This is a genomic window from Rhodoferax sp. LS1R11 (assembly GCF_056521395.1).
In genome coordinates this window covers 175,261-200,971 of the sequence record NZ_JBWMAW010000004.1, presented here as the reverse complement: position 1 = coordinate 200,971, position 25,711 = coordinate 175,261, and the positions used below count along the sequence as shown (strand labels likewise).

Below are 25,711 nucleotides of genomic sequence, written 5' to 3'. Positions count from 1 at the left end.
AGAAGAAAAATGGGTTTGTTGAGCCTGGCTATTTGGACACCAATTGTTTTTGGTGTTGTGCTGCTGGCATTGGGTCGTGACGATCAAGCGCGTGCGGTGCGTTGGGTCGCCCTGATCGGTGCTATCGCCAGCTTTCTGGTGACCTTGCCGTTGTACAGCGGTTTCAAAGTCGGCACTGCCGCCATGCAGTTTGTCGAGAAGTCACCTTGGATTGAACGATTCAATGTGAATTACCACTTGGGCGTGGACGGTATTTCATTGTGGTTTGTTTTACTGACCGCTTTCATCAATGTGGTGGTTGTGATCGCTGGTTGGGAAGTGATTACCCGGCGAGTGAACCAATACATGGGCGCGTTCCTGATTTTGAGCGGCTTGATGATTGGTGTGTTTTGCGCCATCGATGGGATGCTTTTCTATGTGTTCTTTGAGGCGACACTTATTCCGATGTATTTGATCATCGGCATCTGGGGCGGTCCGAACAAGATCTACGCGGCGTTCAAGTTTTTCTTGTACACACTGCTCGGTTCACTGTTCATGCTGATTGCATTGATTTTTCTGTATACCAAGTCGGGTGGTAGTTTCGATATTGCGCTGTGGCACACATTGCCGTTGGGTGGCACCACGCAGACGCTGCTTTTCTTCGCGTTCTTGGCGGCTTTCGCTGTCAAGGTGCCGATGTGGCCTGTACACACATGGCTGCCTGATGTTCACGTCGAGGCGCCTACAGGCGGATCAGCGGTGCTGGCTGCCATCATGCTGAAGCTGGGTGCGTACGGTTTTCTACGGTTCTCCTTGCCGATTGCGCCAGATGCCGCACGTGAATGGGCTTGGCTGATGATCACTTTGTCGGTGATTGCGGTGGTGTATGTGGGTCTGGTGGCGTTGGTTCAGAAGGATATGAAAAAGCTCGTGGCCTATTCTTCGGTGGCGCACATGGGTTTTGTCACCCTGGGTTTCTTCATTTTCAATGACTTGGGTGTGTCTGGAGGCATCGTGCAAATGATTGCGCACGGTTTTGTCTCGGCTGCCATGTTCCTGTCCATCGGTGTGCTTTACGATCGCGTGCATTCTCGCGAAATCGCCAGCTATGGGGGGGTTGTGAATACCATGCCCAAGTTCGCGGCATTTGCTTTGTTGTTTTCAATGGCTAATTGCGGACTGCCCGGGACAGCTGGTTTTGTCGGCGAGTGGATGGTGATTTTGGGTGCTGTCAAAGCCAACTTCTGGTTGGGCTTTGCAGCAGCCAGTGCGCTTATTTTCGGTGCGGCCTACACGTTGTGGATGTTCAAGCGTGTGTACCTGGGTCCCGTTGCCAATGACGATGTCAAAGCGCTCGTTGACATCAACAGCCGCGAGTTCCTGATGTTGGCGCTCTTGGCTATTGCTGTTTTGTACATGGGTATTTATCCAAAGCCGTTTACTGACGTAATGGACACGTCCGTTGCGGAGTTACTCAAGCACGTTGCGCTATCCAAACTGAATTGATCAGTCTGAATTGACCTAGTTGAATTAAGAGATAGAAAATGATCGATAAACTCAGTTGGATCGCGGTTTACCCCGAAATCATCCTGCTTGCGATGGCCTGCGTCATTGCATTGGCCGACTTGGGGGTGAAATCTCCTCGTCGTACCCAGACCTATGTGCTCACACTGTTGACGCTTGGCGTTGTGGCCGCGTTTCAGGCGACTTATGCCGTCGGTGGCATGACCATTTATGGCTTTGGCAATATGGTTGTCAGCGACCAGATGGGCAACTGGTTGAAATGCTTCGCCACCATCGCTGTGATGGTGACACTCGTTTATGGCCGACCTTATGCCGCCGACCGGGACATGATGCGTGGCGGTGAGATGTTCACTTTGAGCATCTTTGCCTTGCTCGGTATGTTCGTCATGATCTCGGGCAACAATTTCCTGGTCATCTACATGGGTCTGGAATTGCTGACCTTGGCCAGCTACGCATTGGTTGCCCTGCGCCGTGACAATGCCACAGCGACTGAGGCTGCCATGAAGTATTTTGTGTTGGGCGCTCTGGCTTCCGGCTTCTTGTTGTATGGGTTGTCAATGATGTACGGTGCCACAGGGTCACTGGACGTGAATGCGGTGTTCAAGGCCATCAATTCGGGGCAGATCAAACATCAGGTACTGGTTTTTGGCTTGGTCTTCGTCGTCGCGGGTTTGTCTTTCAAGCTGGGCGTGGTTCCCTTTCACATGTGGATTCCGGATGTTTACCAGGGCGCGCCTACGGCTGTGACCCTGCTCATTGGTGGCGCGCCGAAGCTCGCGGCCTTTGCCATCTTTATCCGTCTGCTGGTCGAAGGCATGCTGCCTTTGGCGATTGACTGGCAACAGATGTTGATGGTCTTGTCCATCGGTTCCCTGCTCATTGGCAACTTGGCGGCGATTGCACAGACCAACCTGAAACGTATGTTGGCGTTCTCCACCATTTCCCAAATGGGTTTTGTTTTGCTGGGACTGATGTCTGGCGTGGTGAATGGCAATATCCATTCAGCAGCCAATGCCTACAGCTCATCGATGTTTTATGTCATTACCTACGTACTCACCACACTGGCGAGTTTCGGTGTGATTTTGTTGTTGGCACGAGATGGTTTCGAGAGCGAAGAGATTGCTGATTTCGCTGGTTTGAACGAGCGCAGTCCCCTGTATGCCGCCGTGATGGCGATTTGCCTTTTCTCTTTGGCTGGTATTCCGCCCATGGTCGGCTTTTATGCCAAATTGTCCGTGTTGCAGGCACTTGTTGCTTCGGGTCAGGCTATTCACATTGGGCTGGCTGTGTTTGCTGTGATGATGTCGCTCATTGGCGCTTTCTATTACCTTCGCGTGGTCAAGGTCATGTACTTTGACCAACCGATCACTGCGACAACCGTTTCGGCTCCTCTGGATGTGCGCGCGGTGTTGTCATTGAACGGTGCTTTGGTGCTGATTCTCGGTCTGGTTCCTGGTGGTCTGATGACCTTGTGTGCCAAAGCCATTCTGCAGATGCTGGGTACCTGACCCCACAAGGTCAGGATTGTTTTACGTGTCTCAGACATTCGCCGTTTGGTTTGTTGTGTTGTTCGCATTGTCAGCGGCCAACTTTCCTTTCATCAGTCATCGGCTTTTTGGGGTTGTCGTCACGCGCGTGCCCAAGACACTGGCGATGCGCTTGGGGGAGCTTGTTACTTTCTATTTTCTGGCAGGCGGGCTCGCGCTCCTGCTTGAAAACAAGGCCGGTCAGATTGCGCCCCAGACTTGGGAGTTTTATGCAATCACGGCGACTTTGTTTGTGACCTTTGCGTTTCCGGGCTTTGTTTTCCGCTATTTGTTCAAACATCGCGATTGATGCGGGGTATTGCTCATGGATGATCTTCATCTGACCGAGCTCAAGCTCTCGAGCATCGAGTTGCTCAAGGGGCAGTTTCTTCACGCGTTCCGCGACACGGTTCGATTGCCCGATGGCAATACGGCGAGCCGGGAATATGTTGTACATCCCGGTGCGGTCATGATCATCCCTTTGATCCAGAATGACGATGGCACGGTCCGCGTTGTGCTGGAGCGGCAGTTTCGCTATCCGGTCGGGCGGGTCATGATTGAGTTTCCTGCCGGCAAGCTCGATTCAGGAGAAGATCTGCAAGTCTGTGCGCAGCGTGAGTTGCTCGAGGAAACGGGTTATTCCGCCAAGGAGTGGGCTCATGCGGGGGTTTTGCATCCCGTTATTTCCTACTCGACCGAATTCATTGATATCTGGTTTGCGCGTGACTTGTCTTTGGGTGTGCGACATCTGGATCAGGGCGAGTTTCTGGATGTTTTTACTGCAACGCCCGCCGAGTTGCTCGAATGGTGTCGTGATGGGCGAGTCACGGACGCCAAGACGCTGACGGCGGCCTTGTGGTTGCAGAATGTGTTGTCGGGCTCGTGGGGATTGGATTGGCAAGGTGCCGTGCCCCTTGGTTCCGACCAATAATTCGGCCATGAAAGTTCTCGATCTTCAATGTCGCCATCAGCATGTCTTTGAGGGCTGGTTTGCATCCGAGGATGATTTTGTATCGCAGCTTGAGCGTGGGTTGATCGAGTGCCCCGTGTGTGGCGATTCAATGGTTTGCAAGATGTTGAGTGCCCCCCGTTTGAACCTCGGCACCGCACGCGGTGAAGTGGCAGGCCAACCCGAAGTTTCTGCTCCACCCCCTGTGACCTCCTCTTTTCAGGACGCCTGGATGGAAGTTGCTCGACGGATTGTGGCCAATACCGATGATGTCGGTGACCGTTTTGCTGAAGAAGCGCGCAAGATCCATTACGGAGAGGTCAAGGAGCGCGGTATTCGGGGACAGGCTTCCCGCGCCGAGACGGAGGCGCTGATGGAGGAGGGCATTGCCGTGATGCCCTTGCCTCTCCCGGAAGCCCTGAAAGGGCCATTGCAATAGCTGCAATGGCTTCCTTTCGTTCAAGGGTACAAACCGCGCAGTTCACGCGCATGCAGAATGCGCTTGCAGGCCACAATGAACGTTGCCGTACGCAGGCTGACCTTGTTATCCTGCGCAACCTCCCACACACCGGCAAAGGCATCTTTCATGATGCGCACCAGGCGGGCGTTGATCTCGTCCTCGCTCCAGAAGTAGCTTGAAAAATCCTGCACCCATTCAAAATAGCTGACCGTGACACCGCCTGCGTTGGCAATCACGTCAGGCAGCACCAGCACATTGCGCTCCTGCAGGATGTCGTCCGCTTCTGGCGTGGTCGGGCCGTTCGCGCCTTCAATCACCATGCGCGCCTTGATGCGCCCGGCGTTGGCTGCGGTGATCTGTTGTTCCAGCGCGGCGGGAATCAGGATGTCGCAGTCTACGTCCCAAAACTTGTCATCGGGCATAACTTCGGCGTGCTCAAAGCCCGCCACGGAGCCTGCGGCAGCGACATGGGCCAGCAGGGCGGGGACGTCCAGTCCCGACTCCCGGTAGATCGTGCCGCCATGGTCCTGCACGGCCACGACGCGGGCGCCTGCCTGCGCAAACAACCGGCCAGCCACGCCGCCCACGTTGCCAAAACCCTGAACCGCCACACGTGATGTGGCAATGTCCAAGCCGATATGCCGGGCTGCTTCCACACCTACGGTGTACACGCCACGGCCTGTGGCATCGCGGCGTCCGAGTGAGCCGCCGAGGTCCACCGGCTTGCCGGTGACGACGCCCGTGGCAGTCGCCCCCTCGTTCATGGAATAGGTGTCCATCATCCAGGCCATGATCTGTTCGTTGGTGTTCACATCGGGTGCCGGAATGTCCTTGGTGGGGCCGATGATGATGCCAATCTCGCTGGTGTAACGGCGGGTCATGCGTTCCAGTTCGCCGCGTGACAGGGTCTTGGGGTCTACCCGGATACCGCCTTTGGCGCCGCCGTAAGGCACGTTCACTGCGGCATTTTTGATTGACATCCAGGCCGACAGCGCCATGACTTCGGACAGTGTGACATCCTGGTGAAAACGCACGCCTCCCTTGCCGGGGCCGCGCGAGGTGTTGTGCTGCACGCGGTACCCTTCAAAGTGGGCGATCGTGCCGTTGTCCATCTGAATCGGCACGTCCACGATGAGGGCCCGTTTGGGGCGCTTGAGGGTGTCCGACCAGCGTGCCAGGTGTCCCAGGTAGGGAATGACACGGTCAACCTGTTGCAGGTAAATACCCCACGGGCCGAGGTTATCGGCCTGGAGGTAGGAGGGGATGGCGCTGGGTAAGCCGGGAACCTGTGACATGAGTAAAAGCCTTTTGGGTTAGTCAAGTCACGGACTGTATTCCCGCCCCGAAGCCTTGTCTAAGGCCGTGTTTCTTTCAATCTATGCAAAATATTAATAACCTTGAGGGCGGCTAAAAACTGGGTATGAAGCCACTCAGGCGTTGAACTGAAGGGCTGCCAGACCGGCATAGACCCCTCCACGCGCGACCAATTCGGCGTGTGTCCCTTGCTCCACCAGTTGACCGTGGTCCAGCACCACGATGAGGTCCGCCTGCTGCACCGTGGCCAAGCGGTGGGCAATGACCAGGGTGGTGCGATCGCGCATGGCGCTTTCCAGCGCGGCTTGCACCATGCGTTCACTTTCGGCATCCAGCGCGCTGGTGGCTTCGTCGAGCAGCAGCAGCGGCGGGTTCTTCAGCATCGCGCGGGCGATTGCAATGCGCTGGCGCTGACCACCGCTCAGGCGCACGCCACGTTCACCTAGAAAGGTGTCGTAGCCCTCGGGCAGCGCGTTGATGAATTCGTGGGCGAAGGCCGCGTGGGCTGCGGCCTTGACCTCCTCGTCACTGGCCTGCGGTTTGCCATAACGAATATTTTCCAGCGCAGTGCTGGAGAAGATGACGGCATCCTGCGGCACGATGCCAATGCGCTGGCGCAGGTCATGCAGAGCCATGTCACGGGTGGCCACGCCGTCCAGCACGATGCGGCCTGAGGCCGGGTCGTAAAAACGCAGCAGCAACTGGAATACCGTGCTTTTGCCGGCGCCACTGGGGCCGACGATGGCCACGGTCTGGCCCGGCTTCACTTCCAATGAAAAATCACTCAAGGCCGCCTGGTTGGGGCGTGACGGGTAATGGAAGTTGATTGCTTCAAATTTAATAGCGCTTCCCGCAAGCTGGACGGGGGCTGGGGCCGGATTCAGCGGTGATTCGATAGGGGAGCGGGTGCCCAGCAACTCCATCAGCCGTTCGGTGGCGCCCGCGGCGCGCAGCAAGTCGCCATACACCTCGCCCAGAATGGCAAAGGCACTGGCCAGAATGATGACGTACATCACCGTTTGCCCCAGGTCGCCCGCGCTGATGCGCCCGGCCATCACTGCCTGCGTGCCTTGGTACAAGCCCCACAGCAGCGCGGCCGACGTGGCGATGATGATGAACGCCACCAGCACCGAGCGCGCCCGGGTGCGACGCACGGCGGTGTTGAAGGCGTTGTCGGTCGATGCCGTGAATCGGGCCGATTCACGTGCTTCAGCGGTATAACTTTGCACCACCGGAATGGCGTTCAGCACCTCTGCGGCAATGGCGCTGGAGTCGGCCATACGGTCCTGGCTGGCCCGCGAGAGCTTGCGCACGCGCCGCCCAAACCACAGGGAGGGCACCACGATCAGCACCAGCACACCGAGTACCTGGAACATCACATAAGGGTTGGTCCAGATCAGCATGCCCAGCGCGCCAATGCCCATCACCGTGTTGCGCAAGCCCATGGAAAGCGACGAGCCCACCACGGTTTGCACCAGGGTGGTGTCGGCGCTCAGGCGGGACAGCACTTCACCCGTTTGGGTGGTCTCGAAGAATTCGGGGCTTTGCTGCAGCACGTGGCCGTAGACCGCATTGCGCAAATCGGCGGTCACCCGTTCACCGAGCCAGCTCACCATATAGAAGCGGCCCGCCGAGAACAAGCCCAGGGCCACGGCCACTGCAAAGAGCGCTGCAAAGTGCTCGCGCAAGGCCATCACCTGCGCCCCTTTGTCGGACTGCACCAGGCCACCGTCAATCAGGCTGCGCAGGGCCACCGGGAATGCCAGCGTGGCTACTGCGGCCATGACGAGAAACACCAGGGCCAGGCCAATGCGGCCCCGGTAGGGCCGCAGAAAGGGCACAAGACCTGACAAAGAACGGGGCGATGCTTTGGGGGTGGGGGCAGGCGTGGTCATGGTGGACAGTGTAGCCAAAAACCTTGTAAACCGTTGCCCCATCAAACAAAGCCTTGACAGTGTTTGCCTAGGCATATATTATTTGAGCCTATGAATCAAAACCAGAAACCCCTTGCCCCAGATGCGCCATCTGCAGAAGCGGATCAGGTGGCCATCGAGTTCTACAACGCCGAGTCCTATGCCGCGGCAGAGAGTGTTGGCTATCTTTTACGGCGTGTGATGACGCTGGTTGCGCATGAAATCGAGAGCCAGCTGGAGTCGTGCGACCTGACCAACGCCCAGTGGGTTCCGCTGTTCAAGCTCTACCTGGGTCAAGCCAACACGGTGGCGGAAGTCGCCCGGGAGTGCCAGTTGGACGCCGGTGCCATGACCCGATTGCTGGACCGGCTGGAAGCCAAAGGCCTGGTCCGGCGGGTGCGCTCCGTGGATGACCGCCGCGTGGTCAACATCGAGTTGACCGACAGCGGGCTGGTCGCCGCCAAGGGGATTCCCGTGGTGCTCAGCCGGGTGCAAAACGCGCATCTCAAGGGTTTTTCCGTTGAAGAGTTTGAAGCCCTGAAGGGTTTTTTGCGCCGCATCATCTACAACGCACAGGCCGATTCTCCCCCCACCACGCAGTCCATCACAGGAGGCCCCCATGAGGCTTGAACCCAAAAAACAGGGTGTGCGCACTCATCTGAACCGCTCCGCCTTACTGACCGCAGTCGTCATCGGTTTGACCGCGTGTGCCGACTTGTCGGGTATTCAGTCCACCGCCACCTTGCGCGATGCCAGCTCGCTGGGCTTGCCCGCCGCACAGGCTGCCACGGTGTCGCTGGATGCGCAGTGGTGGCGTGAGTTTGGGGACGAGCAGCTCAACCGCCTGATCGACGAGGCCCTGGCGACCCACCCCAGTCTCAAAGTCGTGCAGGCGCGCATGGCACGGGCGCAGTCCGGCGTGGACGTCACCTCGGCAGCAACCGGGCCACAACTCAATGCCGCCCTTGACTTGACCCATCAAAAGTACACAGCCAACGGCGCCGTGCCTGCGCCTCTGGCGGGTTCGATTCGCGATAGCGGCACCGCGCAGTTCACCGGCAGCTGGGAGCTGGACTTTTTTGGCAAAAACCGCGCAGCCCTGGATGCCGCCTTGGGTCATGTCCGTGCCGCCCAGGCCGATACGGATGCCGCCCGCGTGCTGCTGGCCAGCAATGTGGCGCGCAGCTACTTTCAGCTCGCCCGTTTGAATGACCAGATCGTGGTCGCGCGTCGTCTGCTGGCCCAGCGTGAACAGGCGCTGCGCCTGGTGCAGGACCGTGTCAACGCCGGACTCGACACGCGCCTTGAATTGCGCCAAAGCGAAGCCGCTTTGCCCGACGCCCGGCTGCAGATTGAAACCCTGCAAGAACAGCTGACTTTGTCCCAGAATGCGCTCCAGGCACTGGTTGGACAGTCAAATAGGCCTCTAGCCCTTGATATACGTGTATTAGCAGCTATTAAAAATATAGCGTCCGTCAACACTTTGCCGTCTGACCTGCTGGGTCGCCGGGCCGACATCAGCGCCGCGCGCTGGCGTGTGGAGGCGGCTACGCAAGACGTTGGCAATGCGCGCGCCCAGTTTTATCCCAATATCAACCTGGTCGCTTTTGCGGGTTTGTCGAGCATCGGCCTGGACCGGTTGGTGAGCGCCGGCAGTGAGCAGTGGGGCGTTGGCCCGGCCTTGCGGCTGCCTATTTTTGATGGTGGTCGCCTGCGCGCCAATTTGCGTGGCAAGAGTGCCGATCTGGACGTGGCCATCGAAAGCTACAACGCGGCCGTGATCGACGCGGTGCATGAGGTGGCTGACCAGCTGGCTTCCCGGCAGGCCATCACCCGCCAGCAAACCGAACAGCAGGCCGCACAAGCCTTGACGGAAAACGCCTACGCCATTGCCGTGCAGCGTTATGAGGCTGGCATGGGCAACTACCTCCAGGTGCTTATCGCGGAAACAGCTGTGCTCAGCCAGCGCCGCCAGGGCGTGGACCTGGCCGCCCGCGCCCTTGACACCCAGGTGCTGCTGATGCGCGCGCTGGGCGGCGGTTATTGCGCCGAGCCGTCTGCGACCACAGCCCAGAAATAACTGACACCCCATTTTCAAACAAGAACACCATGACCGACATCCAAACCCCCAACAAATCTCCATTGGCCGCCGGAAGCTCCCCGCGCAAGCGAGGCCTGATTGCGCTGGCCAGCGTCGTCGTCGTCGCGGGCGTGGGTTGGACCGCCTATGAGTGGCTGGTGGCCAGCCACTACGAGTCCACCGACAACGCCTATGTGCAAGGCAATGTGATCCAGATCACGCCCCAGATGGGCGGCACCGTGATGGCCATCCTGGCCGATGACAACGACTATGTCAAAGCGGGCCAGGCACTCGTCAAGCTGGACCCGGCGGATGCCAAAGTCATGCTGGACCAGAGCGAGGCCAACCTGGCCCAGGCCGTGCGCCAGGTACGCACGCTGTATGCCAACAACGGCAGCTTGAATGCGCAAATTGCCCTGCGTCAGGTGGACGTGACCAAGGCCCAGACCGAGATCACCCGCGCCACCGATGACTTCAACCGCCGTCAGTCGCTGGTCGGCAACGGCGCCGTGTCCAGGGAAGACTTCAACCATGCCCAAACGCAGTTGGCCAATGCCAAGAGCGTCCTGGGTGCCGCCCAGGCTGGTGTGGCCGCGGCCAAAGAGCAATTGGCCAGCAACCAGGCCATGACCGAAGGCACCAGCGTGGACAAGCACCCCAGCGTGCTCGCCGCGGCCGCCAAAGTGCGCGAGGCTTACCTGGCCACCCAACGTGCCGCCTTGCCTGCCCCGGTCGATGGCTTTGTGGCCAAACGCACTGTTCAATTGGGCCAGCGTGTGGCGGCGGGTACGCCTTTGATGTCCATCATCCCGCTCAACCAGTTGTGGGTGGATGCCAATTTCAAGGAAGTGCAGTTGCGCAGCATCCGCATCGGGCAGCCCGTCAAGCTGACGGCTGACCTCTACGGCAAAAAGGTCGAGTACAACGGCACGGTTTCGGGTCTGGGTGTAGGCACCGGCGCGGCATTCGCCTTGCTGCCGGCCCAAAACGCCACCGGCAACTGGATCAAGGTGGTGCAGCGTGTGCCCGTGCGCGTGGCGCTGGACCCTGCGCAAGTGGCCACCAACCCCTTACGCGTGGGCTTGTCGATGGAAGCCACGGTGGACGTGAGCAAGCAAGACGGCAAGATGCTGGCCGACGCGCCACGCGCCGCCGCGCTGGTGCAAACCGCCGTGTATGAGTCGCTGGACAGCGGCGCTGCCGAAGAGGTGCGCAAAATCATCACCGCCAACATGGGTCGCCATTGAGCGAGACCCCCATGGCGACCGCACCTCAATTTACTCCGCTGCCGCCGCTGCAAGGCTCGGCCCGCCTGTGGGGCACCATTGCCCTGTCGCTGGCGACCTTCATGAACGTGCTGGACTCGTCCATCGCCAACGTGTCGCTGCCCGCCATCGCGGGTGACCTGGGCGTCAGTGCCAACCAGGGCACCTGGGTCATCACCAGTTTTGGCGTGGCCAATGCCATTGCCTTACCGCTCACCGGCTGGTTGTCACAGCGCTTTGGCCAGGTGCGCCTGTTCGTGACCAGCGTGCTGCTGTTCGTGCTGGCCTCCTGGCTGTGCGGGCTGGCGCCCAACATGACCACCCTGATCGCCTTTCGCGCGCTGCAGGGGTTTGTGGCCGGCCCCATGATTCCACTCTCGCAAGGCCTGCTGCTCGCCAGCTACCCGCCCGCACTGGCCGGTCTGGCCATGGCCTTGTGGGCCATGACCACACTCGTGGCCCCGGTGGTCGGGCCGCTGCTGGGCGGCTGGATCACCGACAACATTTTCTGGTCCTGGATTTTTTACATCAACATTCCCATTGGCCTGCTGTCGGCCTTCCTGGTCTGGCGCATCTATCACACCCGTGAAAGCGTGATCCGCAAGCTGCCTATCGATTCGGTCGGTCTCGGCCTGCTGGTGGTCTGGGTCGGTGCGCTGCAGATCATGCTGGACAAAGGCAAGGAGCTGGACTGGTTTCACTCGCCCGAGGTGGTGGGCCTGGGCGTGGTCGCGCTGGTGGGCTTTGCCTTTTTTCTGATCTGGGAACTCACCGACGAGCACCCGGTGGTGAACCTGCGGCTGTTTGCCCAGCGCAATTTCTGGTCCGGCACCCTGGCCATCTCGGTGGGCTACGGCCTGTTCTTTGGCAACGTGGTGTTGCTGCCGCTGTGGCTGCAGCAGTTCATGGGCTACCCGTCTACCGACGCCGGCATGCTGCTGGCGCCGGTGGGTATCTTCGCCATCCTCCTGTCGCCGCTGGTGGGCAAGAATGTGAGCAGGATTGACCCGCGTTACCTGGCCAGCTTTGCGTTTCTGGTGTTCTCGCTGGTGCTGGTCATGCGCTCGCATTTCAACACGCAGGCCGACTTTGGCACCATCATGATTCCGACCATCATCCAGGGCGTGGCCATGGCGTTTTTCTTCATTCCGTTGTCGGTCATCCTGCTCTCGGGCATCACGCCGGACAAGATTCCGGCGGCCTCCGGCTTGTCGAGTTTTGTACGCATTGTGGCGGGCTCGTTTGGGACGTCGATTGCCACCACCGTGTGGCAAGACCGTGCGGCCATGCACCATGCCCAGTTGGCCGAGTCCATCAACCAGGGCAACCTCGCGGCGACGCAGGTGCTGGCCGGGCTCAACAGCGCAGGCTTGTCGCCTGAACAGGCGCTGGCGCAGGTGAACCGGCTGATCGACCAGCAGGCCTACATGCTCGCCATCAACGACGTGTTTTTTGCCTCCGCCTTGATCTTTTTGCTGCTCATCCCCGTGGTGTGGCTGTCGCGCCCCAAGCTGGGCGGTGCGGGCAACGCCGATGCTGCGGCCGGCGCGCATTGAGATGACTTGAAGGAGACCGTTACGTCAGCCGCAGCGGGCTGGCGTAACCCGTCATCTCCAGGTAGCCGCGCCCCACCAGTTTGCCCTTGCTGTCAAACAGCTCGCTCAAGCCTTCCCAGTAAATGGCGCCGGTAGAGTTGCGGCTGTCGAGTTCCTGGTTGTCAATGACGGCTTTGACGGTATAAAAGTCCGCCGGTGTGCGCACGATCCATTCCACCGGGTAGGTGGCTTGCGTCAACGGGCTGGTCCAGCTGCGCAGGGGTTTGAATAGCACCTCGCCATGGCTGAAGACATGAGGTGTGGCGCCCATCGAGCGGTGCCGAAACGAGCCGCCATCCCACAGAGCCTCCCCCGCTTGATTGCGCAAGCGAAAGGCGGTGAGGGCGCTGCCGTCAAACAGGTTCATGCCCACCCAGTCCCAGCCCACCGCCTGCGGGTGCATCAAGGCCTGGCTCCATTCGTGGTCCAGCCAGGCGGTGCCTTGCACGGGCAGGGTCTGGCCATCCAGTGCCAGCGAGCCCGTCACCTGCAGTTGCGGCAGGCTGTAATAAAAGCTGGTTTGCTGTTCTTCGGGCCCCTTGCGTGACAAGCCTTGATGGCCCTGCAGCAAGAGCGCCTGCGTTTCCCGCAGCGCCAGGGTGAACTCAAAACCGTTGCCCACGGCCTTGGCCTTGTACTGGGAGGCATCCCGTACCAGCGACCAGTCCCGCAGGGTGATGGCGGTATCTTTGTCACTGGTTTTTGCCACGTCAAACCCTTCGCGCGCAATGCGCTGGTCATGCCGCAGTTTCATGGCCTTCACGTCGGTGACGGCGGCGTGGGCAAAGACCAGCTGTTTCGCCGCGAAGGCTGACGTCATGCCCTGTGTGGCCTGAACCCGTGAGCGAAAGAACGTGATCTGAAAGCCAAACTCCCGCTCGCTGGCGCCCGACCCGGACCGCAGGTGGCCGGTCACGTACCACCATTCTGTCGTGAAGTCGGGGTGGCTGCCCAGGTCTCGTGGAAAGCTCAACTCCCGCCGGGCAGGCTGGGCGCCATTGGCATGGGTCACGCCCAGGGGCGCCGCCAGGCTGGCCAGCAGCAGGTGGCGCCGGGTCAGGTGGTGGGTGGGGTCTGGCATGGCGGGGTCAATCCAGCTGGTTCCGAACGCGCTCGGTGGCCGCCGTGCAGTCGCCCAGGTTCGCGGCCACCCAGGCCGCGTCATGGTAGGTGGGCAGGTAACGCTCCCCCGCATCACACAGCAGCGAGACGATGGAGCCCTGCTGGCCTTGCGCACGCATCTCGCCGGCCAGCGCCAGCATGCCAATGAAGTTGGTGCCGGTGGACGGACCCACCTTGCGCCCCAGCAGGGTGGACAGCAGGCGCATGGCGGCCACGGAGTCGGTGTTGGGGACCTCCAGCATGCGGTCAACCAGGGTGCGGATGAAGCTGGCCTCCACCCGCGGGCGCCCAATGCCTTCGATGCGCGACCCCGGCCCGGTCAGCGTGGCGTCGCCTGTGCGGTGGTAGGCGCCAAACACCGAGCCTTGCGGGTCGGGCACGCACACCTGGGTGGCATGCCGTTGGTAGCGCACATAACGACCCACCGTGGCACTGGTGCCGCCGGTGCCCGCACCGACCACAATCCAGCGCGGAATGGGGTGGCGTTCGCGTGCCATCTGGGTGAACAGGCTCTCGGCAATGTTGTTGTTGCCCCGCCAGTCGGTGGCGCGTTCGGCGTAGGTGAACTGGTCCATGTAATGGCCGCCGGTCTGCCGCGCCAGCGACTGGGCCACCTCGTACACCTGCGCGGCGTTGTCCACCAACTGGCACTGACCGCCATAAAACTCGATTTGGGCGATCTTCTCCGGCGAGGTGCTGCGTGGCATGACCGCAAAGAAGCGCAAGCCCAGCAGCCGCGCAAAGTAGGCTTCACTGACCGCCGTCGAGCCGCTGGAGGCCTCCACCACGGTGGAGCCCTCACGCAGCCAGCCGTTGCACAGCGCGTACAAAAACAGGGAGCGCGCCAGCCGGTGCTTGAGGCTGCCCGTGGGATGGGTGGACTCGTCTTTCAAATACAGGTCAATGCCGCGGCGGGCAAAGCCGGGCAGGGGCAGGGCGATGAGGTGGGTGTCGGCGCTGCGCTGGTAGTCGGCTTCAATCAGGGCGATGGCGGTGTTCAGCCAGGAGGCATTTGCAGAGGTCATGCGGGAAGATTAGCAGACCTGGTGCCATGAAGGCGCCCTGTCCACGGTGATGCCGGGTACGCAGACATTGGCCGACGGGCGACCAGCCAGCGCTTGCGGTCCGTTGTGCCTGTTGCATTAAATTCGCTATAAAAATAATAGCTGCTTGTGCACGTTATATATGGGCTACAGCCCTGAAACGTATAAAAATGAGTGCGAGTCGGTTCTGGAGCGAACAGGCTGCCTTTGACTTTCAGGGGCGGGTAAAACATCATGGAGTCCCTGGCCTGCTGTTGTTTGCTGTGGAATCCTGAATGAACTTGAATATTTTTCAGTTGAAATCACTCAAGATCCGGGTGACGCTCTTCACGCTGGTCATTTTCATGATCAGTATCTGGTCGCTGGCCTTTTATGCCAGCCGGACCTTGCGGGAGGATCTGGAGCGTCTTTTGGGGGCCCAGCAGTTCTCAACGGCCACCTTGATGGCCGATTCCATCAACCAGGAGTTGAACAGCCGGCTGAAGGCGCTGGAAACCGTGGCGGCCCGTGTGACACCGGCACTGCTGCAAAGGCCCGCTGACGTTCAGGTCGTGCTCGCCCAGCACCCGATCTTGCAAAACCTGTTCAACGGCGGCGTTTTTGTCGTGGCTCAGGACGGCACGACGGTCGCGGATATGCCCGTAGCTACCGGGCGCCTGGGTACCAACTACATGGACAACCCCGACATTGCCGCGATGTTCAAGGACGGGCAGTCCAGAATTGGCCGGCCCACCTTGGGCCGGATTCTCAAGCAGCCGGTGATTGGACTGGTCAGCCCCATTCGTGACGCGCAGGGCCGGGTCAGGGGGGCTCTTGTGGGCATGGTCAATCTGGGGTGGCCCAATTTTCTGGACCAGGTCACCCGCAACCGGTACGGCCAAACCGGCAACTTTTTTGTGGCATCCCCCAAGTACCGCGTGAATGTGACCTCCAGTGACAAGAGTCGCATCATGCAGCCCTTGCCCGCACCGGGCGTCAGCCCCCCTGTCGACCGATTTGCCAAGGGCTATGAGGGCACGCTCACCTACGTCAACACCTTCGGTCTGGAGGTGCTGGTCTCTGCCAAGCGCATCCCGGTGGCGGACTGGGTCATGGTGGTTTCATTGCCAACGGCCGAGGCGTTTGCCCCCGTGCAGGAGATGCAGCGTCGTATTCTGGTCGCCACCCTGCTCCTGACGCTGCTGGCCGGCGTCTTGACGTGGTGGATGCTGCGGCGCGAACTCTCGCCAGTGGTCAATGCGGCGCGCACGCTGGGCCAGTGGTCCGATGCCAACCTGCCGCCCCAGCCCCTGGCCATTGCCGGCCCCACTGAGATGAAGGACCTGATTGGCAGCTTCAACCGTTTGCTCAGCACGCTGGCGCAGCGCGAAGAGGCCTTGCGTGGCAGTGAAAGCCGCTTTCGCGCGCTGGCCGACAACGCCTCGGCGCTGGTGTGGACGGCCGATATCGACCAAAGCCGAAGCTACGTGAACAAAATCTGGCTTGACTTCACGGGCCGCAAGCTCGACCAGGAGTTGGGCCAGGGCTGGACGCAAGGCGTGTACGAGCAGGACATCCGGCATTGCCTGGGCACTTATACCCAAGCGTTTGACGCGCGGCAGGCCTTCACGCTGGAGTACCGCCTGCGTCGTTTTGACGGCGACTACCGTTGGGTGACGGACCATGGTGTTCCCCGGTTTGATGACCAGGGCGTGTTGGTGGGTTACATCGGAACCTGCCTGGACATCACCGACTTCAAGGAGGTCAAGAAACTCGAAGAGTTTCGAAGCCACACGCTGGAGTTGCTCATGGGCGATGGGCCGCTGGTCCAGACGCTTGAAACGCTGGTGCTCAGCGTGGAGCGGTTCAACCCGGCCATGCTGTGCAGCATTTTGTTGCTCGACCACGAAGGCCTTCACATGGGCCAGGCGGTTGCGCCCAGCTTGCCTGATTTTTATAAAGCCGCGCTGGAAGGGCTTGAAATCGGCGAGGGCGCGGGTTCCTGCGGGGCGGTCGCGTTTTCAGGCGAGCGGGTCTTTGTCGACGACATTGCCACCCACCCTTACTGGGTGGCTTATCGCGACCTGGCGGCGCGGGCCGGTCTGGCGGCCTGCTGGTCACAACCCATCCGCGCTTCCTCCGGGCAGATGCTGGGCACGTTTGCCATCTACCACCGCGCCATTCACACACCGACAGACAAGGATGTGGCCATCATCGAGCAGGCTGCCTACCTGGCCAGCATTGCCATTGCACGCAGTCTTGAAGCCGAGAAGTTGCGTGACAGCGAGTCGCGCTTTCGGTCGGTGATGGAAAACATCCCGGGCGTGGCGGTGCAAGGCTATGCGCTGGATGGCACGGTGATGTTCTGGAACAAGGCGTCCGAGTTGTTGTACGGTTATCCGGGGACCCAGGCCCTGGGGGCCAACCTGCTGGACCTGATCATTCCGTCCGAGATGTCGAACGACATTACCGCCGCGATGCGCCACATGAGTGAAACCGGGGTGCCGATTCCCGCGGGCGAACTGCTGCTCAAACGCCAGGACGGATCGCGGGTGCCGGTGTTCTCCAGCCATGCGCTGATTCACCCGATTGGTAAAAAACCCGAGCTGTTTTGCCTGGACATTGACCTGACGGAGCGCCGCCGGGCCGAGGAACAACTCAAGCTCGCCGCCAGCGTGTTCACCCATGCCCGCGAGGGCATCACCATCACCACGGCCGATGCCCGCATCATCGATACCAACGCCGCCTTCACCCGCATCACCGGCTACAGTCACGACGAGGTACTGGGGAGAAACCCGCGTTTCCTGAGTTCTGGCCGTCAGAGCCCCGAGTTTTATGCCGCCATGTGGAGCAGCCTGGTGGAACACGGGCATTGGCATGGCGAGATCTGGAACCGCCGCAAAAACGGCGACGTCTATGCCGAGATGCAAACCATCAGCGCCGTGCGGGATGAGGCGGGAAACACCCAGCATTACGTGGCCTTGTTCTCGGACATCACGACCGTGAAGGAGCACCAGGACCAGCTCGAACACATCGCCCACTTTGATGCGCTCACCGGGCTGCCCAACCGGGTGCTGCTGGCCGACCGCCTGCGCCAGGGCATGACGCAGGCGCTGCGGCGTGGGCAGTCCGTGGCCGTGGCGTTTCTTGATCTGGACGGTTTCAAGGCCATCAATGACCGCCACGGGCATGACACCGGCGACCAATTGCTGATTGCCCTGGCAACCCGCATGAAGCAGGCCTTGCGGGACGGCGACACCTTCGCGCGCATGGGCGGCGACGAGTTCGTGGCCGTGCTGGTGGACCTGGAAGAGGTCTCCGCCAGCGTGCCCCTGTTGACCCGCCTGCTCGACGCCGCGGCGCAGCCGGTGCAAATGGGCGACGACTTGCTGCAGGTCTCCGGCAGCCTGGGCGTCACCTTTTACCCGCAGGCCGAGGACGTGGATGCCGAGCAACTGCTGCGCCAGGCCGACCAGGCCATGTACCAGGCCAAGGTGGCGGGCAAGAACCGATACCACGTGTTTGATGCAGAGCAGGACCGCAGCGTGCGCGGTCACCACGAGAGTCTGGAGAACATCCGCCGCGCGTTGGCCCAGCGGGAATTTGTGCTGTATTACCAGCCCAAGGTGAACATGCGCACGGGCGCCGTCATCGGCGCCGAGGCCTTGGTGCGCTGGCAGCATCCGCAAAAAGGCCTGCTGCCGCCCGCCGTGTTTTTGCCCGTCATTGAAGACCACCCGCTGGCGGTGAAACTGGGCCAGTGGGTGATTGACACCGCCTTGACCCAGATGTCGCAGTGGCGTGAAGCGGGGCTGCGCATTCCGGTCAGCGTCAACGTGGGCGCGCGCCAGTTGCAGCAGGCTGATTTCGTGACCTGCCTGCGCGACATCCTGGCGGCCCACCCGGATGTCAGCCCCAGCGATTTGGCCCTGGAGGTGCTGGAGACTAGCGCCCTGCAGGACCTGGCCAACGTCTCGCACATCATGCAGGCCTGCCGCGAGGTGGGCGTCATGTTTGCGCTGGATGACTTTGGTACCGGCTATTCATCGCTGACTTACCTGAAACGCCTGCCGGTCACGCAGCTCAAGATCGACCAGAGCTTTGTGCGCGACATGCTCGACGACCCGGATGACCTGGCCATCCTGGAAGGCGTGATCGGCCTGGCCGCCGCTTTTCGCCGGCAGGTGATTGCCGAAGGGGTGGAGACCGTGGAGCACGGCGCCATGCTGCTGCAACTGGGCTGTGAACTGGCCCAGGGTTACGGCATTGCACGGCCCATGCCCGCGCATGAACTGCCGGGCTGGACGGCTACCTGGCGGCCTGATGCGGCCTGGGGCCATGTGCCGCTGGTCAGTCGGGCCGACTTGCCTTTGCTGTTTGCGAGCGTGGAACACAGAACCTGGGTCAAGGCGGTGGTGAATTACCTCACCGACGCCCGGGAGGTGCCACCCCAGCTGGACCATGAGCAATGCCACTTTGGCGCCTGGCTACAAGGCGACGGCCTGGTGCGGCACGGGGCGCATGCGTCCTTCACAGCCGTTCATGGTCTGCACCGGCAAGCCCATGAACTGGCCACCGAACTCTGTGAACTCAAAAAATCGGGTCAAGGCGCCCGGGCCTTGACCCGTTTGGGTGAACTGCATGGTTTGGCCAATCTCTTGCTGGCGCAGCTCAAGGTGATTGAGCATGAGCAACAGTCTTGACCCCTGCGTCCGTTCTTACCAGTCTTCCTTGACCGCCAGCACCGCATCTTTACCGGCGGCAGCCCGCCCGGCCAGCCAGGCCGTCACGGTGCCTGCTGCCACCACCGCCAGGCACAAGGCGAGCAGGCGAGCCCAGGGCAGCATCAGCTCCATGGTCCAGTGGAAACTTTGCGGGTTCACCACATGCACTAGCACCACGGCCACCGCCAGTCCCAAGACCAGACCCGCGATGGCGCCCAGCGTGGTCCAGGCCGCACCCTCCAAAGCAACTACCGCCAGAATCTGCTGGCGGGTGAGCCCCAAGTGCGCCAGCAGGCCGAATTCCTTGCGCCGGGACAGCACCTGGGCGCTGAAGCTGGCGGCCACGCCAAACAGGCCAATGCCAATGGCGACCGCCTGCAGCCAGTAAGTCACCGCAAAACTGCGGTCAAAGATTTTGAGTGAGGTGGCGCGAATCTGTTTGGCGGTGCCAAATTCAAGCAACTGGCCTGTGCCCGGGTTGGCCCGCTCGGCCAGCGCACGCAGGGCGCCTTGCACCTGGTTTTCGTCGGTCTGATCGGTCAGCCAGAGCGCCAGGTCGTTGGCACGCCGGTCGCCGGTCAGGCGCTCAAAATCACGCCGGTCCATGGCAATGGCACCGGTTTGCCGGGCGTAGTCACGCCACACGCCTGCTACAAAAAATATAGCTGCTTGCGCACGTCCCTCCTGGGCTAGAGGCCTAAAAGATGTTGAAAGTGGGGTAAAAACACGCCCCGGACGTGCCCCATGCAAATCAACCATCGCTTCGGTCACGTAGATGCCCATGTGCCCAGTCGGCACGGGCAACGGCTCGCCAATGAGCGGCAGGCTGCGCGCGGGGTCGTCCAGCTCCCGCGCAATCAGGGCCACCGCCGGGCGGGCGGGGTCCAGCAGCAAGGCCATCTGGCGCAGGGTTTGCACGCGCTGCACGCCTGCGAGTTGGGTCGCGGCCTGCACAAACTCGGGGGTGAAATACACGGTGTCGCTGGCGCCCAGGTTGCCCGCACTGCGCACATACAGGTCGGCGGGCAGCACGCGGTCCAGCCACTGCGTCACGGAATCCCGAAAGCTGGCCACCATCACGGTCAGGGCCACAGCCAGGCTGAGCGAGGCCACCACCCCACTGACCGCGACCGCGGCCGTGTCGCGCTGGCGCCGTGCCCGTTCAATGGCCAGCAGCGCCAGCATGCGCCGCGATATCCGCGGAGCCAGCCGGTCCAGCAGCAGGGCAATCAGCCAGGGCAGGGCGGTGATGCCGCCCACCAGCAGCAGCGCGACCGAGGCATAGGCCGCCAGAGGAATATCAAATAGGGCTGGAGCCCTTGTCAACAGGGCACCTACCGCTATCAAAATGAGACTGATCCAGTGATGGGTGTGACCCGTGGTGGTCACGCCCAGCCCTTTGAGGGTTTGAGCCGGAGGCAGTTTTTGTGCCTGCCGCGCGGGCCACCAGCCTCCCACCAGAGCCGCCGCCACGCCCAGCAGGCCGTAAACCAGGGCGGCCAGCCCGTTCCATTGCAGCGTGGGCGCCACGCCCGCAAAGTAGCCCCCCCCCAAGTCGCCCCCCAGCAGGCGCAGGGCCAGTGCCGCCAGCGCAGTGCCCAGCGCAATGCCGGCCGCGCTGCCCAGCACACCCAGCGCCAGCGACTCCCACAACACCAGTCGCAGGCGTTGGCTGCCGCTCAGGCCCAGCACGCCCAGCAGGGCAAACTGCTGCGCCCGCTTGGCCACACTCAGCGACAACACCGAGAACACCAGAAACGCGCCGGTGAACAAGGCCATGAGCGCCAGCACAGTCAGGTTCACGCGGTAGGCGCGCGACAGGTTGTTGATCTGCGACTGCGCATCACCCGGCTCGGTGGCCGTCACGCCCGCGGGCCAGTCAGCCGCGCCCAGCAAGGTCCGCACGAAGGCGGCCCGGTCCGTGCCCGGCTGCAGGCGCACGTCGATGCGGCTGAGTTGCCCCACCTTGCCAAACAAATCCTGGGCCGCCCCAATGTCCATCACGGCCAGGAGCGCGCCACCAGTGCTGACGCTGCCCGCAACGGTCACGGTTTGGAGTCGCTGGCCGCTTTGCAGTTGCAGGCGGTCACCGTCCAGCCGCTTGCGGGCCGCGGCATTCAAGAAGACGGTGTTGGGTGCAAAGAGCGCCAGCCGGTCCGCCCCTTTGGCCGGCAGGGGCATGAGCGCCGGGGCGGCCGCGGCGACCACCAGTGCATCAACCCCCACCACACGCAGCAGCACCCGCTCTGCGCTGGCCGTCACGGCATAGGTGCTGACCTCCAGCACGGGCGAGGCCACAGCGACTTGCGCTTGTCTGGCCACGCGGGCAAACAGGGCTTCGTCAAAACTGCCCTGCATGCCTCGCAACTCCAGGTCCGGCTGGCCGTTGACGGAGCGCACGGCGCTGGAGAATTCGTCCAGCGCCGAGGCGTTGATCAAATGCACCGAAAACGCCAGGGCGACGCCGAGCATGACGGCCACCACGGCGGCGGCGTTGCGCCAGGGGTGGTGGTGGAGTTCTTGCCAGGAAAAGGTTTTGAGCAGGTCGATCATGAGCGCACGGTAGGGGGTGTGCGCCCAGTGTAGGGCGGGTGTGAGCACCCCGCTGCGCGTTTTTAGCGCGCGGCCTGCACTTCCGCGTAAGCCGGGGGCTGGCAGCCCGAGCGGGTGCAGTTGATGGCGGCGGCCAACATGGCCTCCGTCAGCGTGGTGCTCACGCGCTGGGCGGCATGTTCCGGATTCAACACCCAGTCACCCAGGCAATTGCCCCAGAAGGTATCACCCGCGCCCACGGTGTCCACCACGGTAATCTTGGGCACGTCTTGTTCGGCCTGCGCGCCATCCACCTGCAGCCAGGCGCCATCACCGCCAAACGTCAACGCCACGCGGTTGACGCCTTGTGCCGTGAGTTGGCGTGCGATCTCGGGGGCCCTGGCACGCGACGGTGCGGCAAAGCCCAGCAGTTCCAGGTCTTCGTCACTGGCTTTGAGCCAGTCCGCCAGCGGCACCACCGCCTGAACCGCCTTGATGTACTCCGGCAGGTTGGCCGCCAGTTTGGGACGCAGATTCACATCCACACTGATGGTCCAGCCCAGCGCCTTGGCACCGCGCAGGACGGCAATGACTTTTTCATGCTCCGGCGGCACCAGCAGGAGCGAGCCGGTGTGCAACACACCCGGCGTCACCCCGGCCAGCGTGGTCAGAGTCTGGTCAACGGTGTAGTCCCGGTCGGCAATGCCTTCGCGGTAAAAGCCGTAGCTGGGTTGGCCGTTGGTGAGTTGCACCACGGCCAGCGAGGTGGGCAAGCGGCTGGGGGGCAGGAGCAGCTCCACCTGGTCACGGGTGAGTTGCTCACGCATTTGCGCACCAAAGTTGTCGGTGGACAGTGGGTTCAAGTACCCCACCGGCGCGCCACGCAGGGCAGCCGCACGGGCCATGTTGAAGGGGCTGCCGCCCATGAAGGGACGCAGCGTGCCATCGGCCTGCGCCACGCAGTCCATCAGCGCTTCACCCAGAACCCAGATTGATTGGCTCATATTTAAAGTGCCCATTGTTGGTAAACGTTGACGACAGATCACAGCGAAGACGACTGCCAACCTGCCGAACATGCGCTATGGGTCGTCTCCTTATTGCGGTTTGAGGGCTGAGCCATCAAGAAAGGCTTTGGCGCCAAATTCGTTCAGATTAGAGCAGACTCCTCGATTAAATAAACCTAGGGGTTTTACTAATGCAATTTGAATCGATTTCTGGCATGCTTCGCATCAAGTTCCTCATTGGGCATGCTATGACCACTTCAAATTCTGTGCCGCAAATCAGCGGTCTGACCCAACACGGTGCTTGCGTCAAAGCTTTCTCCGGCCTCATTGATCCTTTCACCAAGAGACCACCGTATGCTGAAAGGTATTGACCCCCTGTTGACGCCCGAGCTGCTGATGCACCTGTCCGCCATGGGCCATGGCGAATGGGTGGCCGTGGTCGATGCCAACTTCACCGCCGACTTTTTGAGCCACGGCAAACCCGTCGTTCGCCTGCCCGGCAATAGCCTGGCCAGGGTGAGCCAGGCGGTCTTGTCCGTGATTCCGCTGGCCGTCGACGTGGCCCAGCCCGCTGCGTACATGCGCGTCAGCAACGAGCCGCAAAGCCACCGAACCCCCGCCCAGCAGGCCGTGGTGGACCTCGTTGTGGCCGAGGGGACCCCTGAACAGGGTGTCGAACCGGTTGAAAGGTTTGCTTTTTATGACAAGATCAAGGGTGCCAGCCTGATTATTCAGAGTGGCGAAGCGACCGCCTTTGGCAATGCCATGTTTTGCAAGGGCGTCATTTTTAACTGATACCCGGATTTTTCTTTGAACGCCACGCCTGCTTTCGTCCGTGACCCGCGCCAGATGCGCGGCTCCAACCACACCGGGATGCGCCAGTTCAACGAGCGCATCGTGCTGCAGGCTATCCGCCACCATGGCGCCATCGCCAAAGCCGACCTGGCCCGCCTGACCCAGCTGTCCACGCAAACGGTGTCCATCATCGTGAACCGCCTGTTTGAAGACGGACTGTTGATCAAACAGGCGCGCATCCGCGGCAAGATTGGCCAGCCCTCCGTGCCCATGTCGCTCAACCCCGATGGCGCCTTCAGCCTGGGGCTGCAGGTCGGGCGGCGCAGCCTGGAGGTGCTGGTGTCTGACTTTTTGGGCCAGCCACGCCACCGCCTGCAGTTTCACTACCCCTTTCCTGACCCGGATGTGGTGCTGCCCAACATCAAAAAAGGCCTGGCCGACATGCAGGCCACGATGGGGGATGACTGGGCGCGTACCGTGGGTATCGGTCTGACGTCGCCCCTGTTTTTGGACAAGTGGTCCGATCTGCTGGGCGGTGCGGCCGGGCAGGCGCTGTTGCGCTGGGAAAATATCGACATGCTGGGCGCCGTGCAGGCGCTGACCGATTTGCCCGTTGAGTTCGCCAAGGACACCACGGCCGCCTGCATGGCTGAAATGCTGCAAGGGCATGGGCGCGATGTGGAGAGTTTTCTCTACGTCTTCGTGGGCACTTTTGTGGGCGGCGGGCTGGTGCTGGCCGGGCACATCATGGCCGGGCCGCGCGGCAATGCCGGGGCCATTGGCTCCATGCCGACCGGTCTGGGCGACAAGGGCTACAAACCACCCCAGCTCCTGCAACTGGCCTCGGGCTGGCAGCTGGAGCAGGCGCTGGAAAAAGCTGGTTTCGATCCGCAGCTGGTGCACCAGGACAGCATCATGGACCTGGCCTACGAGGCCTTCACCGCTCCCTGGCTGGCGCAGGCCAGCCGTGCGCTGGCCATGACCGTCATCAGTGCCACGGCCCTGGTCGATCTGGACGCGGTGGTGATTGATGGCTCGCTGGGCCGTTCATTGATTGAAGCCCTGATCAAGTCGACGCGGGACTACCTCACCTGCTACAACCTGGAGGGTTTGAACGCCCCCACCGTGATGGCGGGCCAGATTGGTCCTCACGCCCGGGCGATGGGCGGCTCACTCCTGCCGCTGCATACCCAATTTTTCCCCGTCAAAGACATCTTCCTCAAGCAGGACCTCGTGTGAAAATTTACCTCGATACCGCCCAGGTCGATACCTGGGCATTGCCCGCTGGCTGCCCCGCCGTGCAGGGCGTGACCACCAACCCCAGTCTGGTCTTTCAGGCCGGCTTGCCCGTCACCCTGGCCACTTATGAGCGATTGATTCAGGCCGCTGGCGACCACGGCCTGGCCGAACTCATGCTGCAACTCCCATCCAGCGACCCCGTGCAAGCCCTGCAATGGCTGGAGCGCCTGCGTGCGGCTGCTCAGCGCATGCAGGTGCGCCTGACCATCAAGCTGCCCTGCCATCCCGATTGGCTGCCGTGTATTGAGGCCGTGCAGCAAGCAGGGCAGGCCATTCTGTTGACCGGCTTGTCCAATCCTGTGCAGCTGCTGTGGGCTCAATCGCTAAAGGCCGCCTATGTCGCGCCTTATGTCGGTCGCCTGGCGGCTGATGGCCGTGATGTCTGGGCCTTGATGGACGCCTGTGTGGCTGTGCAGGCCAACGGCCCCGCCTTGTTGGCCGCCAGCATCAAGTCGCCGGATGTGCTGGCCAAGCTGATCGGCTGTGGTGCGGCGGCGGTGACACTGCCCCCTGCCAGCCTGATCGCCTGGTCGGGAGATGCCTTGACCCAGACCGCCATGGCCCAGTTCGACCGGGATGTCGCATCCAGCCTGGCCTGACCAGGCTGG

At 61.6% G+C, this 25,711-nt stretch carries 19 protein-coding genes; 13 read left to right on the top strand and 6 right to left on the bottom strand.

The features are described from left to right. Positions 1-9 precede the first annotated feature (9 nt). The 5 genes from AC097N_RS07550 to AC097N_RS07530 are packed head-to-tail and all read left to right on the top strand — an operon-like array spanning position 10 to position 4,417. Entirely contained in the window at positions 10-1,485 is a 1,476-nt protein-coding gene (locus tag AC097N_RS07550; protein WP_479580281.1) for an NADH-quinone oxidoreductase subunit M, read from the top strand. A gap of 38 nt (positions 1,486-1,523) precedes the next feature. After that, positions 1,524-3,011: an NADH-quinone oxidoreductase subunit NuoN gene (nuoN, locus tag AC097N_RS07545; RefSeq protein WP_479580280.1), complete on the top strand. Its 1,488-nt coding sequence runs from the start codon at positions 1,524-1,526 to the stop codon at positions 3,009-3,011. 25 nt (positions 3,012-3,036) lie between these two features. Further along, positions 3,037-3,339 (top strand): DUF2818 family protein, encoded by a 303-nt coding sequence (locus tag AC097N_RS07540; RefSeq protein WP_479580279.1) that lies wholly within the window; start codon positions 3,037-3,039, stop codon positions 3,337-3,339. A gap of 15 nt (positions 3,340-3,354) precedes the next feature. Continuing rightward, on the top strand, positions 3,355-3,960 hold the full coding sequence (locus AC097N_RS07535; RefSeq protein WP_479580278.1) for an NUDIX domain-containing protein: 606 nt from the start codon (positions 3,355-3,357) through the stop codon (positions 3,958-3,960). A gap of 7 nt (positions 3,961-3,967) precedes the next feature. Next, a complete protein-coding gene (locus tag AC097N_RS07530) occupies positions 3,968-4,417 on the top strand; it encodes a DUF1178 family protein (RefSeq protein WP_479580277.1) in 450 nt (149 codons plus the stop codon). A 20-nt stretch (positions 4,418-4,437) separates the two neighbouring features. On the opposite strand, the gene AC097N_RS07525 is transcribed toward AC097N_RS07530, so the two are convergent. Continuing rightward, complete coding sequence (locus AC097N_RS07525; RefSeq protein WP_479580276.1) at positions 4,438-5,733, bottom strand: Glu/Leu/Phe/Val family dehydrogenase; 1,296 nt, start codon at positions 5,731-5,733, stop codon at positions 4,438-4,440. A gap of 135 nt (positions 5,734-5,868) precedes the next feature. Then, positions 5,869-7,647, bottom strand: a complete 1,779-nt coding sequence (locus AC097N_RS07520) for an ABC transporter transmembrane domain-containing protein (RefSeq protein ID WP_479580275.1) — start codon at positions 7,645-7,647, stop codon at positions 5,869-5,871. A gap of 90 nt (positions 7,648-7,737) precedes the next feature. Between AC097N_RS07520 and AC097N_RS07515 the strand changes: the two genes are divergently transcribed. Genes AC097N_RS07515 through AC097N_RS07500 form a run of 4 tightly spaced genes read left to right on the top strand, consistent with a single transcriptional unit; the run spans position 7,738 to position 12,566 of the window. Then, positions 7,738-8,295 (top strand): MarR family winged helix-turn-helix transcriptional regulator, encoded by a 558-nt coding sequence (locus AC097N_RS07515; RefSeq protein ID WP_479580274.1) that lies wholly within the window; start codon positions 7,738-7,740, stop codon positions 8,293-8,295. Beyond that, positions 8,285-9,745, top strand: coding sequence for an efflux transporter outer membrane subunit (locus AC097N_RS07510; RefSeq protein ID WP_479580273.1), 1,461 nt, complete (start codon positions 8,285-8,287; stop codon positions 9,743-9,745). Before AC097N_RS07515 ends, AC097N_RS07510 begins: the two co-directional genes overlap by 11 nt. A 29-nt stretch (positions 9,746-9,774) precedes the next feature. After that, complete coding sequence (locus tag AC097N_RS07505; RefSeq protein WP_479580272.1) at positions 9,775-10,992, top strand: EmrA/EmrK family multidrug efflux transporter periplasmic adaptor subunit; 1,218 nt, start codon at positions 9,775-9,777, stop codon at positions 10,990-10,992. 11 nt (positions 10,993-11,003) lie between these two features. Beyond that, positions 11,004-12,566, top strand: a complete 1,563-nt coding sequence (locus AC097N_RS07500) for a DHA2 family efflux MFS transporter permease subunit (RefSeq protein ID WP_479580271.1) — start codon at positions 11,004-11,006, stop codon at positions 12,564-12,566. A 19-nt stretch (positions 12,567-12,585) separates the two neighbouring features. Here AC097N_RS07500 and AC097N_RS07495 read toward each other — a convergent pair whose 3' ends face one another. After that, positions 12,586-13,686 (bottom strand): lipocalin-like domain-containing protein, encoded by a 1,101-nt coding sequence (locus tag AC097N_RS07495; protein ID WP_479580270.1) that lies wholly within the window; start codon positions 13,684-13,686, stop codon positions 12,586-12,588. A 7-nt stretch (positions 13,687-13,693) separates the two neighbouring features. Next, positions 13,694-14,752, bottom strand: coding sequence for a PLP-dependent cysteine synthase family protein (locus AC097N_RS07490; protein WP_479580269.1), 1,059 nt, complete (start codon positions 14,750-14,752; stop codon positions 13,694-13,696). A gap of 293 nt (positions 14,753-15,045) precedes the next feature. Between AC097N_RS07490 and AC097N_RS07485 the strand changes: the two genes are divergently transcribed. Then, positions 15,046-19,452: an EAL domain-containing protein gene (locus AC097N_RS07485; protein ID WP_479580268.1), complete on the top strand. Its 4,407-nt coding sequence runs from the start codon at positions 15,046-15,048 to the stop codon at positions 19,450-19,452. 15 nt (positions 19,453-19,467) lie between these two features. Here the strand turns inward: AC097N_RS07485 and AC097N_RS07480 are convergent, their stop codons facing one another. Continuing rightward, the gene (locus tag AC097N_RS07480; protein WP_479580267.1) at positions 19,468-22,026 is read right to left on the bottom strand and encodes an ABC transporter permease; all 2,559 of its coding nucleotides are present in this window, start codon (positions 22,024-22,026) and stop codon (positions 19,468-19,470) included. 62 nt (positions 22,027-22,088) lie between these two features. Then, on the bottom strand, positions 22,089-23,009 hold the full coding sequence (locus AC097N_RS07475; RefSeq protein WP_479580266.1) for a PfkB family carbohydrate kinase: 921 nt from the start codon (positions 23,007-23,009) through the stop codon (positions 22,089-22,091). Positions 23,010-23,363: 354 nt separating this feature from the next. On the opposite strand from AC097N_RS07475, the gene AC097N_RS07470 reads away from it, so the two are divergent. From AC097N_RS07470 to AC097N_RS07460, 3 genes are read left to right on the top strand one after another with little or no spacing between them, the layout of a single operon-like run. Further along, on the top strand, positions 23,364-23,804 hold the full coding sequence (locus AC097N_RS07470) for an RbsD/FucU family protein (protein ID WP_479580265.1): 441 nt from the start codon (positions 23,364-23,366) through the stop codon (positions 23,802-23,804). Between the two features lie 15 nt (positions 23,805-23,819). Further along, positions 23,820-25,043: an ROK family transcriptional regulator gene (locus AC097N_RS07465; protein ID WP_479580264.1), complete on the top strand. Its 1,224-nt coding sequence runs from the start codon at positions 23,820-23,822 to the stop codon at positions 25,041-25,043. Then, entirely contained in the window at positions 25,040-25,702 is a 663-nt protein-coding gene (locus AC097N_RS07460) for a transaldolase family protein (protein WP_479580263.1), read from the top strand. The genes AC097N_RS07465 and AC097N_RS07460 overlap by 4 nt, the downstream gene beginning before the upstream one ends. Positions 25,703-25,711 lie beyond the last annotated feature (9 nt).